The sequence below is a fragment of the Gemmobacter nanjingensis genome, from assembly GCF_014652195.1.
Classification (GTDB): domain Bacteria; phylum Pseudomonadota; class Alphaproteobacteria; order Rhodobacterales; family Rhodobacteraceae; genus Gemmobacter; species Gemmobacter caeni.
In genome coordinates this window covers 1-17,729 of record NZ_BMYI01000034.1, presented here as the reverse complement: position 1 = coordinate 17,729, position 17,729 = coordinate 1, and the positions used below count along the sequence as shown (strand labels likewise).

15 protein-coding genes and 1 pseudogene are annotated in these 17,729 nt (G+C 63.6%); 7 read left to right on the top strand and 9 right to left on the bottom strand.

The genetic code is table 11. From position 1 onward, the window contains the following. The first annotated feature begins 507 nt into the window (after positions 1-507). Complete coding sequence (locus IE126_RS24215; protein ID WP_189382791.1) at positions 508-672, top strand: hypothetical protein; 165 nt, start codon at positions 508-510, stop codon at positions 670-672. Positions 673-1,058: 386 nt separating this feature from the next. On the opposite strand, the gene IE126_RS24210 is transcribed toward IE126_RS24215, so the two are convergent. The 9 genes from IE126_RS24210 to IE126_RS24170 form a co-directional block, all read right to left on the bottom strand. Next, on the bottom strand, positions 1,059-1,205 hold the full coding sequence (locus IE126_RS24210) for a hypothetical protein (protein ID WP_189382790.1): 147 nt from the start codon (positions 1,203-1,205) through the stop codon (positions 1,059-1,061). Between the two features lie 111 nt (positions 1,206-1,316). Beyond that, positions 1,317-2,516 carry a 3-oxoadipyl-CoA thiolase gene (pcaF, locus tag IE126_RS24205; RefSeq protein WP_161763799.1) on the bottom strand — a complete coding sequence of 400 codons (1,200 nt, stop codon included), beginning with the start codon at positions 2,514-2,516 and terminating at the stop codon, positions 1,317-1,319. Positions 2,517-2,539: 23 nt separating this feature from the next. Next, the gene (locus IE126_RS24200; RefSeq protein WP_161763800.1) at positions 2,540-3,466 is read right to left on the bottom strand and encodes an electron transfer flavoprotein subunit alpha/FixB family protein; all 927 of its coding nucleotides are present in this window, start codon (positions 3,464-3,466) and stop codon (positions 2,540-2,542) included. Position 3,467: 1 nt separating this feature from the next. Beyond that, positions 3,468-4,229 carry an electron transfer flavoprotein subunit beta/FixA family protein gene (locus IE126_RS24195; protein ID WP_161763801.1) on the bottom strand — a complete coding sequence of 254 codons (762 nt, stop codon included), beginning with the start codon at positions 4,227-4,229 and terminating at the stop codon, positions 3,468-3,470. Between the two features lie 68 nt (positions 4,230-4,297). Next, positions 4,298-5,053 carry an SDR family NAD(P)-dependent oxidoreductase gene (locus IE126_RS24190; protein ID WP_161763802.1) on the bottom strand — a complete coding sequence of 252 codons (756 nt, stop codon included), beginning with the start codon at positions 5,051-5,053 and terminating at the stop codon, positions 4,298-4,300. Between the two features lie 87 nt (positions 5,054-5,140). Beyond that, positions 5,141-6,778, bottom strand: coding sequence for a flavin-containing monooxygenase (locus IE126_RS24185; protein ID WP_189382788.1), 1,638 nt, complete (start codon positions 6,776-6,778; stop codon positions 5,141-5,143). A 114-nt stretch (positions 6,779-6,892) separates the two neighbouring features. Beyond that, the gene (locus tag IE126_RS24180; protein ID WP_189382787.1) at positions 6,893-7,795 is read right to left on the bottom strand and encodes an alpha/beta hydrolase; all 903 of its coding nucleotides are present in this window, start codon (positions 7,793-7,795) and stop codon (positions 6,893-6,895) included. 210 nt (positions 7,796-8,005) lie between these two features. After that, positions 8,006-10,069, bottom strand: coding sequence for an FAD-dependent oxidoreductase (locus tag IE126_RS24175; RefSeq protein WP_189382784.1), 2,064 nt, complete (start codon positions 10,067-10,069; stop codon positions 8,006-8,008). Positions 10,070-10,077: 8 nt separating this feature from the next. Then, complete coding sequence (locus IE126_RS24170; protein ID WP_189382782.1) at positions 10,078-11,532, bottom strand: NAD-dependent succinate-semialdehyde dehydrogenase; 1,455 nt, start codon at positions 11,530-11,532, stop codon at positions 10,078-10,080. A 175-nt stretch (positions 11,533-11,707) separates the two neighbouring features. On the opposite strand from IE126_RS24170, the gene IE126_RS24165 reads away from it, so the two are divergent. The 6 genes and pseudogenes from IE126_RS24165 to IE126_RS24140 all read left to right on the top strand — a co-directional run. Next, on the top strand, positions 11,708-12,499 hold the full coding sequence (locus IE126_RS24165) for an IclR family transcriptional regulator (RefSeq protein WP_161763806.1): 792 nt from the start codon (positions 11,708-11,710) through the stop codon (positions 12,497-12,499). Between the two features lie 14 nt (positions 12,500-12,513). Further along, the gene (locus IE126_RS24160; protein WP_161763807.1) at positions 12,514-13,677 is read left to right on the top strand and encodes an acyl-CoA dehydrogenase family protein; all 1,164 of its coding nucleotides are present in this window, start codon (positions 12,514-12,516) and stop codon (positions 13,675-13,677) included. Between the two features lie 17 nt (positions 13,678-13,694). Further along, positions 13,695-14,849: an iron-containing alcohol dehydrogenase gene (locus IE126_RS24155; protein ID WP_161763808.1), complete on the top strand. Its 1,155-nt coding sequence runs from the start codon at positions 13,695-13,697 to the stop codon at positions 14,847-14,849. Continuing rightward, positions 14,849-16,051, top strand: a complete 1,203-nt coding sequence (locus tag IE126_RS24150) for a CaiB/BaiF CoA transferase family protein (protein WP_189382780.1) — start codon at positions 14,849-14,851, stop codon at positions 16,049-16,051. Before IE126_RS24155 ends, IE126_RS24150 begins: the two co-directional genes overlap by 1 nt. A gap of 53 nt (positions 16,052-16,104) precedes the next feature. Continuing rightward, positions 16,105-16,986 carry a helix-turn-helix domain-containing protein gene (locus IE126_RS24145; RefSeq protein WP_229825873.1) on the top strand — a complete coding sequence of 294 codons (882 nt, stop codon included), beginning with the start codon at positions 16,105-16,107 and terminating at the stop codon, positions 16,984-16,986. Positions 16,987-17,139: 153 nt separating this feature from the next. Next, a pseudogene (locus tag IE126_RS24140) lies at positions 17,140-17,280 on the top strand (IS5/IS1182 family transposase); the annotation flags it as partial. Between the last annotated feature and the right edge of the window lie 449 nt (positions 17,281-17,729).

The following is a 17,729-nucleotide window of genomic DNA, read 5'->3' as shown; positions in this document are numbered from 1 at the left end:
AAATGCCGCACAAAAGGCCTGATAGAAGACCGCACTCGATCACACCTCAGGAAGCGTCAAAAGCAACTTGCATCACGGGCGGCAACCATAGAAGGGGGCGCGGATCTGGCCGCCTGAGCCCTGACAATGCGTGAGGGGCCTGCCGAAGGGCGGACCTCTCACCGACCACTCCCTCTGCCCGCGATATTGCGCGGGCGCCAAGGCTCCATCCTTCGGGACGGATGATCGTCAACCAAGAGCCTGCCTAGGAGGCTGGCGGCTTTCGAAGCATCAGCGGGACAACCGGCTCCTGACGTTGGGGGACCATCCCCCGCTCGCCATTCCCTTCCTTGCCCCGAATCCCGTCTTCGAGATCAACCCGCAAAGGGGTCGGACTACGGGCAAGCCCGTGCCGCCGGGAGGATTCGGGCGAGCCGAACGCACCCGGTGATGTCAGCCAGTCTTCGGGCCTGCGGGGTCCTGTCACGCGGGGGATGGTCCCCCGCCTCCCAGACAGGAGCCAAACAGATGTCCCGCAAAGATGCTCACGCCTTCGCCGCCTCCCTCGCCGCCACGCTCATGGTCTCGATCGTCGTTTTCCGGGCAGGAGATGGAACCTTCGGCGCTGTTCCCGCCGATGAAATCGACGGCGACGAGGTCGTGATCGTCTCGGAATACGATCCCTTCGGGTGAGGCTTCGGCCTCACTTTCCGAGGGCCTGCCACGGCGCAGGTGCGCCTCCGGGCCTATCTCCGATAGAGTGATCGGCGGTGCCGATCTGAGGAAGGCTTATGTGCCACCAGCACAGATCTTGGGGCGCAGAGGGCGGAAAGCGGCTGTTCGCCGCGGTTAAGACGAATGGCATGTAAGCGCAGGAAGCGAGCCGATGGCAGGGTTGGCCGTGCGACCTTGCCTAAATTCTTGCGCGGCAATCTGGGTGAGACCGAGAACCTAAGTGGCATGGTTCAAGGGCCGTTGCGGATATCTGTAAGCCTTTCGCGCCTTCCTGATCGGTTGCCGAGCGTTACAGCAATGAGCGGGTTATCTTCAAACGAGCCGTTTATGATCGCCAAAATAGGTCACTGGCAGCGGTAGGATTGGTCTTTCGCGATTTTCTGAATTGCACGTAGATCAACAGAACTTGGGGATGGATGATAGGCAGGGTGGACGCACAACGACGCATCGAACGGGATGGTGACGTCCTTGCCCCTGACAATCTCGACCATGTGCAATCTCCCTTAGCGGCGACAATCGCGTGACCGCCACCCGGGAAGGCTGCCCCCTATGCACTTCGCCTCCTCAAGGATTCGATCTGACTGGACAGGAGAGCGGGCAACTCACACGCGTTCCAGCGCGATGGCGATGCCCTGCCCCACGCCGATGCACATGGTAGAGAGTGAGCGTCTGCCGTTGATGTGGCGCAATTCCAGCGCGGCCGTGCCGGTGATCCTCGCACCCGACATGCCCAAGGGGTGACCCAGCGCGATGGCCCCGCCGTTGCGGTTCACCCGAGGGTCATCGTCGGCGATCCCGAGCTGGCGCAGCGTGGCCACGCCTTGCGCGGCGAAGGCCTCGTTCAGTTCGATCACGTCGAAATCTGCCTGGGAGAGCCCCAGCCGCGCCATCAGTTTCTGGCTCGCGGGTGCCGGGCCGATGCCCATGATGCGCGGCGGCACGCCCGCGGTCGCCCCGCCGAGGACGCGGGCGATCGGCGTCAGGCCATGCGCGCGGGCGGCGTCGGCGCTGGCCAGTATCAGCGCCGCGGCGCCATCGTTGACGCCCGACGCGTTCCCCGCCGTGACCGAGCCGTTCGGGAACAGTGACCGCAGCTTTGCCAGCGCCTCGGCCGTTGTCGCGCGGGGATGCTCATCGCGGTCTACCACCAGCGCCTCGCCCTTGCGCTGCGGGATCGTGACAGGGGTGATCTCAGCCGCGAGGCGCCCGTTGACTTGCGCAGCCGACGCCTTGGCCTGGCTGGACAGTGCCATCGCGTCCTGCGCCTCGCGGCTGATGCCGTAGTCATCCGCCACGTTCTGCCCGGTCTGCGGCATCGAATCCGTGCCGTAGGCCGCGTGCATCGCCGGATTGATCAGCCGCCAGCCGATGGTGGTGTCGCAGATCTCGGCGTTGCGAGAAAAGGCGTTGTCGGCCTTGGGCATTACGAAGGGGGCGCGGCTCATGCTTTCGACACCGCCCGCGATGACTAGCTGCGCCTCGCCGGCGGCGATCTGGCGCGCTGCGGTCAGCACCGCGTCCATTCCCGAGCCACAAAGCCGGTTGATCGTGGTCCCGGTGACGCCGACCGGCAGCCCCGCCAGCAACAGCGACATCCGCGCCACGTTGCGGTTATCCTCGCCCGCCTGGTTGGCGCAGCCGAAGATCACGTCATCGACCGCCGCCCAGTCCACACCCGCGTTGCGGTCCATCAGCGCTCGCAGGGGAATGGCCGCCAGATCGTCGGGGCGCACCGATGAGAGCGCCCCGCCATAGCGCCCGATCGGCGTGCGGATGTAGTCGCAGATGAAGACGTCGGTCATGTTGGTGCTCCGAGTGTGGCAACTTACAGCTTCTCGATCATTTCCGGCACGGCGGTAAACAGGTCTGCGACCAATCCATAGTCGGCGACCTGGAAGATTGGGGCCTCTTCGTCCTTGTTGATCGCGACGATGACCTTCGAATCCTTCATCCCGGCGAGGTGCTGGATCGCACCCGAGATGCCGACGGCGACGTAAAGGTCCGGAGCCACGACCTTGCCGGTCTGCCCGACTTGCCAGTCGTTCGGCGCAAAGCCCGAGTCCACCGCGGCGCGCGAGGCACCGACAGCGGCGTTCAGCTTGTCCGCGAGCTTCTCAATCAGCGCGAACTCGGTCTGCGAGCCCACGCCACGTCCGCCCGAGACCACGATCCCGGCCGACGTCAGCTCGGGACGGTCGGGGGACGCGACCTTATCCTCGACCCAGGCGGACAGCCCGCTGTCGACCGAGGCCGAGACCTTCTCGACCGGGGCGTTACCGCCCTTGCCCGCCGCATCGAAAGTCGCGGTGCGGATGGTCAGCACCTTCTTCGTATCCGAGGTCTTGACCGTGTGGATCGCGTTCCCGGCATAGATTGGCCGGTCGAAGGTCGCAGCGTCATGCACCGCCAGCACTTCCGAGATCACCATGACGTCCAGCAGGGCTGCCACGCGGGGCAGGACCGACTTGGACAATGCGCCCGAGGCGGCGACGATGTGCTCGTAGTCACCGGCCAGCGACACGACCAGCGCGGCGGTGGGCTCGGCCAGGCCATGCGCGTAGGCCCCGTCCTCGGCCAGTAGTACCTTCGCCACGCCTTCCAGCGTCGCGGTCTCGGCCGCAGCGGCCGCTGCATCGGGATCCGCGACCAGCACGGTCACTGGACCCAGCGATTTCACCGCGGTCAACGCCTTCGCCACCTGGTCGGTCGCGAGTTTCCCGTCAGCAACGTCGGCAAGAAGAAGAACGGCCATCTCAGATCACCCCTGCTTCGTCTTTGAGTTTTGCGATCAGCTCGGCCACCGAGCCGACCTTAACGCCCGCCTTGCGGCCCGCCGGTTCCACGGTCTTGACGACCGACAGCCGCGGGCTCACGTCCACGCCGTAGTCGGCAGGCGTCTTGGTCGCCAGCGGCTTGGCCTTGGCCTTCATTATGTTCGGCAGCGAGGCATAGCGCGGCTCGTTCAGGCGCAGGTCGACGGTGATGATCGTCGGCATCTTGACTGTGATCGTCTGCAGACCGCCGTCCACCTCGCGGGTGACCTTGGCTTGGTCGCCGTTGATCGACACTTCCGAGGCGAAGGTCGCCTGGCTCCAGCCGAGAAGCGCCGATAGCATCTGGCCGGTGGCGTTCATGTCGTTGTCGATCGCCTGCTTGCCGCAAAGGACGAGGCCCGGCTTTTCTTCCTTCACCACGGCCGCCAGCAGCTTGGCCACGGCCAAGGGCTCGATGTCCACATGCAGGTTGTCCGTCGCCTCGATCAGGATGGCGCGGTCGGCCCCCATCGCAAGCGCGGTCCGCAGCGTTTCCTGGGCCTGCTTGACGCCGATGGAGACGACCACGACCTCGGTCGCGATGCCCTTCTCCTTCAGACGGATCGCCTCTTCCACGGCAATCTCGTCAAAGGGGTTCATCGACATCTTCACATTGGCCAGATCGACACCCGTGCCATCCGCCTTCACGCGGACCTTCACGTTGTAGTCGATCACCCGTTTGACAGGCACCAGAACCTTCATGGGAGAGCTTCCTTTCTCACATCCCCTGTCCGCCCGGTCGTGCTGGGCGGACAGGGCAGTCATGTGCGTCAGTTTGCGGTGTAGCCACCGTCCACGACGATCTCGGCGCCATGGACGAACGAGGCTTCGTCCGAAGCAAGGAACAGCACCGCGTTCGACACTTCCTCGGGCTTGCTCGGACGCTTGAGGAGCGTGCAGCCCAGGATCGCCTGCCGCGTGGCCGGATCGGCGTGCAGCAGATCCTTGGTCATCGGCGTGTCAATGACGCCAGGGTGGATCGAGTTCACCCGGATCCCGGTATCTGCCAGATCGACGGCACAGGATTTGGTCAGCATCCTCACAGCACCCTTGGAACCGATATAGGCCCCGGCCATTGCCGCACCGACGATGCCGTAGATCGACGAAATGTTCACGATCGAGGCCTTGTCCGCTTCCTTCATCAGCGGCACGGCCGCGCGGATGCCCAGATAGACGCCCTTCACGTTGACGTTCATCGTCAGGTCGAATTCCTCGGGCGTTGTTTCGTGCAGGGGCTTCAAGATCAGCACGCCCGCGTTGTTGACAAGGATGTCCAGCCGCCCGGCCTTGGCACGCACAGTGGCAATGGCGTTGGCCCAGTCGGCTTCGCTTGCCACGTCATGCTTGATGAAGTCGGCCTTGCCACCTGCTGCCACAATGCCCTTGGCGACCGCCTCACCCGCCGCCACGTCCCGGTCTGTGACGAAGACATGCGCGCCTTCCCGCGCCAGAAGTTCGGAGTGGGATTTGCCCATCCCCATTGCTGCGCCCGTCACGAGGGCGACTTTTCCCGATACACGTCCCACAGACTCTCTCCCTTATTGCTGTGTGGTTTTCTTGGCGCATGGCGGGCCGGGCACAATCCTGCCCGGCCCGCCGCGCGTTCCGTAGCTTCAGGCGCTTGCCATCTCGCGGTCGAAGATCATGGTCTGGTAACCACCATCCTTCACCGCGTTGATCGCGTTGCGGTAATTGCCGATGCCCGCCATGTAGAACATCACCGCGTTCTTCTTGCCGGGGATGTTCGCACCGAAGATCCAACTTTCGGCTTTCGGGAATAGGGTCATGTCCGCAATTGTCCGGCAGAGCGTGACCCATTCGTCCCGGGCGGCCTCGGTCGGCTCGATGGCCTTCAGGCCCTTGCCCTCCATCATCTCGATGGTGTCGGCGATCCACTCGACCTGCGTTTCGATGCTCGGCGGCAGGTTGGTGAAGGGGCCATTCGGGCCAAGGATCATGAAGAGGTTCGGGAAATCCGTCTCCATCATGCCCAGATAGCCCAGGGGGCCGTCCTTCCACTTGTCGCGCATGGTGACGCCGCCGCGGCCGCGCATGTCCATCTTGACGTAGTTGCCGTCCACCGCGTCAAAGCCAGTGGCGAAGATCACCACATCCAGCTCATGCTCCGCGCCACTTTCCAGCCGGATACCGGTCGCGGTGAACTCGGCGATCGGGTCGGCCTTTACATCGGCGAGGGTGACATTGGGCCGATTGTAGACCTCATAGTAGTTGTTCCCGCACAAGGGGCGCTTGGCATAGATGTCGCGCGGCGTCAGCGCCTTTGCGGTTGCGGGATCCTTCACGATTTCCTTGATTTTCTTCTTGATGAAGTCGGCAGCCGCGTCATTTGCGATCTGGCTGGTCGCAATGTCGCAGAACGTTCCAAACATGAAGTAGAAGCCGCCGCCGCGCTGCCATGCGGCCTCGAACACGCGTTCGCGTTCTTCAGGCGAAGCGGTTTCCGCAGGCACGGTGCTTTCCTCGAAGCCGAAGGCCACGACCGAGGATTTCACTTGTTTCCAGATGTCGTCGTAGTTGGCCTTTTGCTGGGCGATCGTCGCCTCGTCCTGGGGCGTGTTGCCGATCGGCACGACATATTGGGGCGAGCGCTGGAATACCGTAAGATGCCCGGCAATCGGAGCGGTCGCGGTGATGACCTGAACCCCGGTCGAGCCGGTGCCGATCACGCCGACGCGCTTGCCCTTGAGTTCGACACCCTCGGGCCAGTTGCCGGTGTGCAGCATCTGGCCCTTGAAGCTGTCAATGCCCTTGTATTTCGGCGTGTTCGTCGCGGACAGCAGGCCAAGCCCCGTGATCAAGTATTTCGCGGTGACCGTCTCGCCCTTGTCGGTTGTCACATGCCACAGCCCGGTTTCGTCATTGAAATGGGTCGCGGTGACACGAGTGTTGAACTGGAAGCTGCGGCGCAGGTCGTAGGTGTCTGCAACCTCGTTCATGTAGGCGAGGATTTCGGGCTGGGTAAGATAGCGGGTCTTCCAGCGACCCTTTTGCAAAAGCTCGCCGCTGAAGGAATAGCGGTAGACGAAGCTTTCGGTATCCGACAGCGCGCCGGGATAGCGGTTCCAGTACCAGGTGCCACCCACATCGCCTGCACGGTCGAAGGCCTTGACGTTCAGGCCCTGTTCATTGCGCAATTTGTAGACGGAATAGAGACCGCCGAAGCCCGCACCGATGACGACAGCATCGAAATCGGCGCCCTTGGTCTTTGTGGTTTCAACAGATTTGGTCATGATACTCCTCCCAGAGCATGGCACTGCCGCCCCGCGAAAAGCGGGTGAAAGGCCGGTTGACTGTGATGATATTTGTTGCTGCCCTGCGCCAGCTGGCGGCGCGGGGCAGTCGGATCAGAGGGCGCGATACCAAGCGGCGATGCGTGCCAGTTCCTGATCGGCCTCGGGGGCGCGGCCCGACAGGGCCGGGAAGACGTGCTGCATCCCCGGCACCACCGAGAGTGCGACGTTCACGCCCTGCGACTTGGCCTTGGCGGCCAGCGACTCGGAATCGCTTTGCAGCGTCTCGGCCCCGCCGCAAGTGATGTAGAGCGGCGGGAAGCCGGTGAAATCGTTTTCCAGCGGGTTGGCCAGCGGGTTCAGCGGATCGGTCGCGCCGCCGAGGAACATGCCGGCCATCGCTTCAAGGATCGGCTTGCCGACCAGCGCATCGGTGGCGGCGTTGGTTTCCAACGTCTTGCCGCGCAGCGCCATGTCAAGCCAGGGCGAATAGGCGATGACCGCACCCGGAAGGGGCAGGCCAAGGTCGCGGAACTTCAGCACCGAAGCGATGGCGAGGTTGCCACCCGCGCTGTCGCCTGCAGTCAGAATGTTCCTCGCCTCGAACCCTTGGGCCAGCAGCGCTTTGTAAGCGGCCACGGCATCCTCGATCTGGGCGGGGAAGGGGTGTTCCGGCGCACGGCGATAGTGCAGAATGCAGGCGGTCACGCCCAGCACTTTAGCAAGATGGCCCGCCATCTTTCGGTGGCTGTCGGCCGAACCAACAGCAAACCCGCCGCCATGAGTATAAACGATCACGCGCTTGGCGTCGGCGCCCACGGGCAGGGCCCAGATCGCCTCGACCCCGCCGACATGGTCGCTCTTGTAGGTGACGTTCTCCGGTTCCAGCGCGGGCTGGCCCCATTCGTCGAACATGCTGCGCAGGTTGGCGATGGTCAGGCCGGGGTTCGCGACCATCTGGTCGGTCCAGCTCTGATAGAGCGCTCGCAGTGAATCGGCTTCCTTGCTGATTGCCATTTGATCCTCCAAAGGTGGCGTTCCGGTCCGGTCCGTTCCCCCTGCGTTCGATCCTCCATCGGCGCAGGGATCGCGGAGTATCCCTAATCAGAGGACGTTACAGGTATCAGCCGCGCCTCGTATTGAACGTGCCTGCTTGTCGCGTTGCATCTTCTTGCTGTTTCGCGCCCCGATGCGATCACGACCGGGGCGCGGTGGTCCGATGTGAGGTCAACCTGCGTTCAGGCTGTCCAGAGTCTGGCCCGTTGCGGCCAGCCGCGCCAGCAACGGCGGCACCGCCCATCCCTGCGGGTATGCTGCGGCCAGTGCCATGTAGCGCTGCACGAGGGCGTTCACCCCAAGGCTGTCGGCATGATGGATCAGCCCGCCGCGCCAGCGCGGGAAGCCGTAGCCATGCACAAGCACCAAGTCGATGTCTTGTGGCCGCTCGGCGATACCTTCCTCCAGTATCGCGCAGGCCTCGGCGATCATGGCCAGGGTGATCTGTTCGACAATCTCATCGGCTGTGAAGTCGCGCCGGGTCCTGCCCATCTCTGTCGAAACCTTGCGGATTTCCCCTGTCACCAGCCCGGACACCACTGCCTTTCCCGCCGCGTCATAGTCATACCACCCCGCACCGGTCTTGCGGCCAAGCCGCTGGTGATCCGAGACCAGACGCTCAACCAGGGGGACGTGACGCGGCTTCGCGCCGGGGACCTGCCGCTTGATGTTGGCGTAAGCGATGTCGAGCCCTGACATGTCCTGCGCCTCATATGGTCCCATCGCCATGCCGAAGCCCCGCATCGCGGCATCGACCTCGTTGGGCAGGGCACCTTCGGCCAGAAGCAGGTTGGCCGCTTGCCGGTAGCGCGTCAGAATCCGGTTGCCGATGAACCCGTCGCAGACGCCTGACAGGACCGGGATCTTTCCTAAACGCCGCGCCAGTGCGAAGGCCGCGCCAAGCGTCTCGTCCGATGTGCGGTCGCCATTCACGATCTCCAGCAGCTTCATGATATGCGCCGGGCTGAAAAAATGCAGGCCAAGAAAGCGCGACGGAACCGCCACGCTATCGGCCAGCCGGTTCACGTCGAGATAAGAGGTGTTGGTGGCAAGGATCGTTTCTGGTGGCAGCACAGTTTCAAGCTCGGCAAAGATCGCGCGCTTGACCACGAAATCCTCGAAAGCCGCTTCAATAGCCAGATCGGCAGGTGGCAGGTTGGCATAACCGACGACAGAGGTCAGCCGCTCTTGGATCGCCGCGCCCTCGGTGGCGGAAAGCGTGCCGCGACCGATGCCTTGGTCCACCAGCTTGCGCAGGTTCTCCTCGGCCCGCCCCGCCCCGGCGGGGTCGCGTTCAACGACGGTCACCGCAATGCCGGCACCGGCCAGCGCATAGGCGATTGAAGCCCCCATGTTGCCGCCGCCGACCACGATGGCCGTGGCGATGTCCCGCGCGGGTCTGGGATAGGTGCGCCCCCTGTTGCCCGCCGCCCGTTCGGCAAAGAACATATGTCTAAGGGCCCGCGCCTGCGGTGAGGCGCGCAACTTCAGAAATGCCGCGCGTTCTCGCGCCAGCCCTTCGATCAAGGGCAGACTGGCCGTTTCCGCGACCAGCCCCACCGCGACCGGCGGGGCAATCTGGCCCGGCATCCGGCGCGTGATATGGGTTTGCATCGCGGCCACCGCGTCGGCGTCGGCCTGAGGCGCTGGACGCTGGTCCGGCCCGATCGCCGCAGCAAGGCGCACGTCGTAAAGCGCCAAGGCAGCAGCCAGCGGATCGTCTGCAATCTCATCGACAAGCCCCATCGACAGCGCCTTGCCTGCGGCGATGGCTTTGCCGGTCACAATCATGTCCAGCGCTGCCTTGACTCCGATCAGCCGTGGCAACCGCTGCGTGCCACCCGCGCCGGGGATGATACCCAGAACCACCTCGGGCAATCCCACCTGCGCTTCGGGGACTGCGATGCGATAACGGCAGGCCAATGCGATTTCAAGCCCGCCCCCCAGCGCCGCGCCGTTGATCGCCGCAATCGTGGGGATCGGAAGGCTGGCCAGGTGCAGCAAGACATCGTTGAGGTGCGGTTCAATGGGCGCTTGGGCGAACTCTTTGGCATCCGCACCGGCGACAAAGGTTTTGCCTGCTCCGGTCACGATCAGCCGGTTTGCGCCCCGTGCCACCGCTGTCTCCATCCCGCGCAGAAGGCCCCCCCGAATTTCAGCATCGAGAAGATTCAGCGGCGGATTGTTGATGGTCAGGATTGCCGCACCATCGCTCAGTTCAAGATCAACAGACATGTCAGACCTCACCGTACCGGCGCGGAATTGCGCGAGATGAACTTGGTGGACAGATAACCGTCAAAAGTCTCGGTCCCACCTTCGCTGCCATAGCCACTGTCACGCACCCCGCCGAACGGCGTTTCTGGCAATGCAAGACCAAAGTGGTTGATGCTGACCATTCCCGCCTGAAGGCACGCCGCCGAACGGTCGGCGCGCTCCAGCGAGTTGGTGAAGATGTAGGATGCAAGGCCGAACGACAGGCCATTGGCGCGCGCCAATCCGTCCTCAATTTCGCGGAAGGGCGACACAACCGCGACCGGCCCGAAAGGTTCGTCGCGCATCAGGGCGATGCTGTCGTCCGGCGTATTCACGATTGTGGGCGCGTAGAAACTGCCGCTGTTGCCGATCCGCGCGCCCCCGGTCAGCACTTCGGCGCCGTTGTCGCGCGCATCCGTAACCAGCTTTTCCATCGCTGTCACGCGGCCCGCATGACAAAGCGGCCCCATCTGCGTGCCCTCGGCCAAGCCGTCGCCGACCTTGACCGCCTCAAACGCCGTCACCAGTTCCGACAGAAACCGCTCGTGAATGCCCGCCTGCACATAAAACCGCGTCGGGGAAATGCAGACCTGCCCGGCATTGCGCAGCTTGTTGCCCGCCAGCGCCCGTGCCGCCGCCCCGGCATCTGCATCGTCGAAGACCAGCACCGGCGCATGGCCCCCCAGTTCCATCGTAGCCCGCTTCATGTGTTGGCCCGCCAGCGCGGCAAGATGCTTGCCCACTTCGACCGAGCCAGTGAAAGTGATCTTGCGCACGACCGGATGCGCGATCAGCGTTTCCGAGATGAAGGCTGAATTGCCCCAGACGAGGTTCAGACACCCCTCCGGCAGACCCGCCTCCTGCAGGAAGCGCGCGATAGCTAGGCAGCCCGCCGGGGCTTCGGCCGGACCCTTCAGGATCATCGTGCAGCCAGAGGCCAGCGCCGCCGCCACCTTGCGCACGGCTTGGCTGAGCGGGAAGTTCCAGGGCGTGATGGCCAGGCAAACGCCAACAGGTTCACGCACCACCAGATGCTGCACCGTTGGATTGCGCGAGGGCACGATGCGGCCATAAATGCGGCGGCACTCTTCGGCGTGCCAGTCAACGTGATCGGCGGACGACCGCACCTCGATCAGCGCCTCGGCCAGCGGCTTGCCTTCATCCAGCGTGATCCAGCGGGCGATCATCGCATCGTTTTGCCGCAGAAGATCGGCGAACCGGCGCAGGATCGCGCCACGATCGGTGGGCGAACGGTCCTTCCAAGTGGCAAAGGCCGATTCGGCGTGGCGCACCGCACGCTCCAGATCCTCGGCCGTGGCCTGGGGAATTCGGCCAATCTCGACCCCGTTGGCCGGGTTGATGACCGCCCGATCGCCGGTAGTTGCACTCGCCAGCCAATCCTTGCCGATGAGGTGGCGGATTTGCGGGTAATCCAGATTATTCATGATGTTCACGTCCTCGCTTGGCAGCGCCACCCGCTGTTCCATTGATGCAAGCGGGATAAGGCGGGCAGCTTCTTTATTCCGCTATGCGGAAAAATATTCCGCAGTATTGACGTGGACCATATCTTTGCTTTAGAGATCATTCAATACGCAGCATCTGTCCTTGAGGAGGGACACCGTGAGGCCAAGGAAGGAGAAACCCGAGGATGACGAACAGGACCGCGACTTCGTGGTGGCCTTGGCGCGCGGCCTGGAACTTCTGCGCGCCTTCCGGCGTGAGGGCGAGGCGCTGGGCAACCGCGATCTTGCCGAACGCGCGGCGCTCAGCAAATCCACCGTCTCACGGCTGACCTACACGCTGCACAAACTGGGGTATCTCAGCTACAACCCAGACACCGCGCGCTACGTGTTGGCGCCCCCGGTGCTGTCACTGGGCTTTTCCTGCCTTGCCGGGATGCCCCTGCGGCAACTGGCCAAGCCTTACATGCAGGAACTCGCCGATTACACCGGGATGCCGGTGGCAATGGCCAGCCGCGACCGCCTGTCGATGGTCTATCTGGAACGCTGCAAGGGCACCAATGCGGTGACGCTCGCGATCGAAGTCGGCGCGCATATCAAGCTGGCCACCACCGCAGTCGGCCGGGCCTGTATCGCCGCCCACCCCGAGGACGAGCGCGCCCGGATGATCGACGAGGTGCGCGAGCACGAAGGCGAGAACTGGCCAAACGTCCAGCCCGGTATCGAAAAGGCGATCGAGGATTACCAGACCCGTGGCTACTGCACCTCCTATACCGAATGGAAGCGCGACGTGAACGCGGTGGCGGTGCCCTTCATCCCACGCGACGGCTCGCCCATCGTCGCCTTCAACTGTGGCGGCCCCTCGCAGACCCTGACGCGCGACTGGATCGAAAGTGATGTCGCGCCCCGCCTTATCAACGTTGTCCGCCACGTGGCGGCCGTAGCCCCCTGACCCCAGAGAATACCATGGCCCTAGACTCCGATACACTCGCCCAGTTCCTCGACGCGCTCGACCGCTTCGTCAAGGAACGCCTGATCCCGAACGAGGCGCTGGTCGCCGAAGAAGACGCGATCCCGCCCGCGCTGGTGCAGGAGATCCGGGAAATGGGCCTTTTCGGCATGTCGATCCCAGAGGAATACGGCGGCCTTGGCCTTTCCATGTCCGAAGAGGTGCAGGCCGCCTTCGTGCTGGGTCAGACCTCGCCGGTGTTCCGCTCACTGGTCGGCACCAACAACGGCATCGGGTCGCAGGGCATCATCATCGACGGCACCGCCGAACAGAAGGCGAAATACCTGCCCGCGCTGGCTTCCGGCGAAATGATCGCCTCCTTTGCGCTGACCGAACCGGATGCTGGGTCGGACGCAGGCAGCTTGCGCACCACCGCCCGCCGCGATGGTGACCATTTCGTGCTGAACGGGACCAAGCGCTATATCACCAACGCGTCGCGCGCCGATGTCTTCACCGTTTTTGCCCGCACCAATCCCGAGACAAAGGGATCGTCCGGCGTCAGCGCCTTCATCGTCGAGGCCGGAACGCAAGGCCTGTCGCTGGGCCAGCCCGACAAGAAGATGGGTCAGAAGGGCTCGCACACCTGCGACGTGATCCTTGAAGATGTCCGCGTCCCCGCCGCCAACATCATTGGTGGCCCGGCGCGGGAAAACCAAGGCTTCAAGACCGCGATGAAGGTGCTGGACCGGGGGCGTCTGCATATCTCGGCAGTCTGCGTCGGAGCGGCCGAACGGCTGATCCGCGATGCGCTGGCCTATGCTATGGAGCGCCGCCAGTTCGGCGAACCGATTGCCGAAAAGCAACTGATTCAGGCCATGCTGGCAGACAGCCGCACCGAAGCCTTCGCCGCCCGCTGCATGATCGAGGAAACAGCCCGGCGCAAGGACGCCGGGGCGAATGTGTCCACCGATGCCGCCTGCTGCAAGATGTATGCCTCGGAAATGGTGGGCCGGGTGGCCGACCGGGCAGTGCAGATCCACGGCGGCGCAGGCTACATGGCCGAATATGCCGTCGAACGCTTCTACCGCGATGTGCGCCTTTTCCGCATCTACGAAGGCACCACCCAGATCCAGCAGGTTCTGATCGCGCGGAACATGATCCGCGATGCTGCTGCCGCCTGACCGAACCGGAGCCCATGATGGATTTCAACTTTCTCGCCACCCCCAGCATCGTCTGCCAGAGCGGCGGCCTCGCCCAGCTTGGCAGCCTGACCAAAGGTCTGTCAGTCACCCGCGCCTTCGTGATCACCGACCCCGGCATCGTCGCCTGCGGTTTTGCCGGTGAGGCGGTCGCGGCACTCAACGGCGCAGGCATCGCTGCCGAGATCTTTGATAAAGTGCAGGCCGACCCACCCATCGCGGTTGTCGAGGCCGCAGTTGAGGCCGCGACTAGCTTCGGCGCCGACGGCGTCATCGGTCTGGGCGGCGGCAGTTCGCTCGATACCGCAAAGGTCGTGGCGGTCGCCGTGGCCAGCGGCCAGCCGATTGCCGACATGATCGGCGTGGACCGCGTGAGGGGCCAGCGCCTGCCACTGATCCAGGTGCCGACCACCGCCGGAACCGGGTCCGAGGTGACCTGGGTTTCGGTGCTGACATCGGAGAGCCACGAGAAGAAGGCGGTCTATGCGCCGCAGCTTCTGCCCGACATCGCCCTTCTGGATGCCAAGCTCACGCTCGGGATGCCACGTTCGATCACTGCGGCCACCGCACTGGATGCGATGGTGCATGCGATCGAGGCCGCAACCAGCCGCACCCGCAAGAACCCTATTTCCGACGGTCTGGCCGACAAGGCGCTGGTCCTTCTGGGCCAGAACCTGCCCCGCGTGCTGGATACCCCGACGGACCTTGAGGCGCGCGAAGCGATGTTGCTGGGCGCCACTCTGGCCGGGATGGCCTTCATCAACGCCAGCGTCGGCGCGATCCACGCGCTGTCCTATCCCCTTGGCACCGGTTTCCACGTTCCGCACGGCCATGCCAACGCGCTGGTGGCAGGCCCGGTCCTGCGCTTCAACCTGCCCGTCGCCGAGGCGGAATACGCCCGCCTGTCGCGTCTCCTTTTGCCTGCCCGCCATTTCAACTCCGACGCGGCGGCGGCCCTTGCCCTGATCGAGGAAATGGAGCGGATGCTGAAGGCCAGCGGCCTCAAGGCCCGCCTGTCCGAGGTTGGTGTGACCGAGGCCGCCATTCCCGGCATGGCAAACGAGGTCGTGACCGGTATCAGCCGGCTGCTGGCCACCAACCCGCGCGACATGACGGCCGACGACGTGGCCTCCCTTTACCGCGAGGTGTTGTGATGCCCGGCGCGCTTGACGGAATCCGCGTCCTTGACCTCAGCCGCGTGCTGGGCGGCCCCTATTGCACCCAGACGCTGGCCGACCATGGCGCCGAGATCATCAAGGTCGAGCCTCCGCAAGGGGACGAGACGCGCGAATGGGGCCCGCCCTTCAATGACGGGCTTTCCGCCTATTTTTCCGGCGCCAACCGCAACAAGCGCTCCATCGCCATCGACATCGGCAAGCCCGAGGGGCGCGACGTGATCCTGCGCCTGCTCGAAGGCGCCGACGTCCTGGTCCACAACTTCAAGTCCGGTGCTTTGGAAAAATGGGGTCTCGGCTATGATGCGGTGCTCAAGAACCGTTTTCCCCGCCTGATCCTTTGTCACGTCACCGGCTTTGGTGCCGATGGCCCGTTGGGCGGCTTCCCCGGCTATGACGCCGTGGTGCAGGCGATGACCGGCCTGATGAGCATCAACGGAAACCCGGCCAATGGCCCGACGCGGATGGGCACGCCCATCGTGGATATCGGCACAGGACTCATCGCCTGCAATGCGGTGCTGGCGGCTATCATCGAACGGTTCCGCTCTGGGCTGGGCCAAGCAATCGAAGTGCCACTTTACGACTGCGCCATCAGCATGATGCACCCGCAAGCTGCAAACAGCCTCATGTCGGGAAAGGTCCCGGTTGCCACCGGCAACGGGCACCCCAACATCGTGCCCTATGACATGTTCGAAACCCGAACCGGCAAGTTATACCTCGCCGTTGGCAACAACGGCCAGTTCGCCAAGCTCTGCGAGGTGCTAGGCCTGTCCGACGTCCCGCAAGACCCCCGCTTTGCCGACAACGCTGCCCGGCTGGCCCACCGCGCCGAAATCACGGAAATCCTGTCTGCGCGCCTTGCGGAGAGCGACGCCCGGGCGCTTGAACCCGCGCTGCTGCGCGCAGGTGTCCCGGCAGGCGTGGTGCGCAACGTGATCGACGCGCTTGACCACCCGCATACCCGCCATCGCGGCATGGTGGTGTCGGTCGGCAGCTACAAGGGCACTGGCGTTCCGGCACGTCTGTCGCGGACACCAGGCGAAGTCCGCGCCGCCCCGCCCCGGTTCGCACAGCATAGCCGTGTCCTGCTCAAGGAGGCGGGTTTTTCGGAACAGCAGATCGACGATCTGACGCAGTCGGGCGTCGTTCTTGAGGAACGGACGGACACGGTTCAGAGATGACGCGCAAAGCCGGGCCGCCAACTCGGCCCGACCGCCAATAAAGGGGGAGCCAGATGCAGAAAGCACTCGTGACGCCAGACCGGATTCCTGAGTGGATTCCCGGCACAATCACGATGGACAGTTCCGGCCGGGACTGGAAGGGCATCACGATGAAAGGCTACCACTACGATCGCCAGGACGCGGCCATCCCCGCGATGCGCGATTACATGATCGTAGCCTACGACGGAAATCCGACGACCATGCTGCGAACAAGTGGCGGATCAAGGCAAAGCGCGCCCGTTGGCAGGGGCAGGATCTCGCTTTTGACGCGGGCCGAGCAATCCACGTGGTGCTGGGCAGAACCGATCAAGGTTCGGCATATCTACATCGGTCATGACTGCCTTGAGGACACGGCACAGACCGTGTTTGGCCGCAGTCCGCAATCCGTCGAGATACAAGATCAGGTTTCGGCCGAGGATCCGGTTCTGCTAAACTGCTTCCACATGCTTGAAAACGAACTGCGCAACGGTGGCATGGGGCAGCGCCTGATGATTGACGCGCTGCGCAACCAGATCGCGGTGCATATGCTGCGACGCTATGCCCGGATCCGGCTTGCCGATGAAAGCGGCTCCGCCTTCAGCCCGACTCAACGCAAACGCATCATAGACCTCATCGAAGACCAGCTCAGCGAAAACATCAGCCTTGACGATCTCGCCGCTGCCGTCGGCCTCAGCCCGTTTCACTTTTCCCGCCAGTTCAAGGCCGACTTCGGGATCGCCCCATACGCCTTTGTAATCCAGAAACGTGTCAGCAAGGCACAGGAGATGCTCCGACGCGGGCGCCTTCCACTTAAGTCGGTCGCGCTGGACTGCGGTTTCTCCGACCAAAGCCACCTTTGCCGTACATTTCGCAAGATAGTAGGTGTGACGCCAGCCCAGTACCAGAACAGAGCATGACTTTCGCCGCGAGTATCATTTGCAGGTCTTGACCTTCTGCGAGCACAAACGATGGCGGACCTCTGTTGGGCTCTGACTTGCCCCCTCCACCAAGTCAGGACCAATTGATCATTCGCTCGCTGCGTCACTCGGACTCCGTGAGGAGACTGACCGATAAGCAACCTTTTCTGGCTGACAGACGCACAGATGGCGCGGTTTCAACCTTTCTTTCCAAAAGGCTATGGCAACCCCCGCGCCTTCATAAATCGCAATGGTGTGCTCTGGTGTGATACGCGTCGGGAGTATGGCCCAGCATTTGGATCGATCTGGAGGCACCGGGGATCACGTTTTCCACATAGCCGCCGTTGGCTGTGATCCGCACGAAGGGCTGCTAAGGGCCGAGGCTGTGTGGAAACGCGGTGGCGACGTCTGCGGCGTGGTCGATCGGAGCATTTCCGGACAACAGGTTCGCAATGAGCGCACATCGCTTTCACCGCGCCTCTGGGAGGGGCATCTGACGGCCACCGGTCGGCCTCATGTAGCTCCAGAGAGCTGATATCAGCCCCGCATGGCCCGCATCAGCCCCCTGACGCCGAGCAGAGCGACCATTCGCTTGATGTTGTAGGCCAGCACATTCAACGCCATTTCGCTGCGGACATTTGTATCGACCCAGTGAAACTCTGCTCATGCTACAAAGGAGAAGGTAGCGATGAGTGTGACAATGGACGACAGCATCAAGCGGTGGACTGCCAAGCGTAAGACGG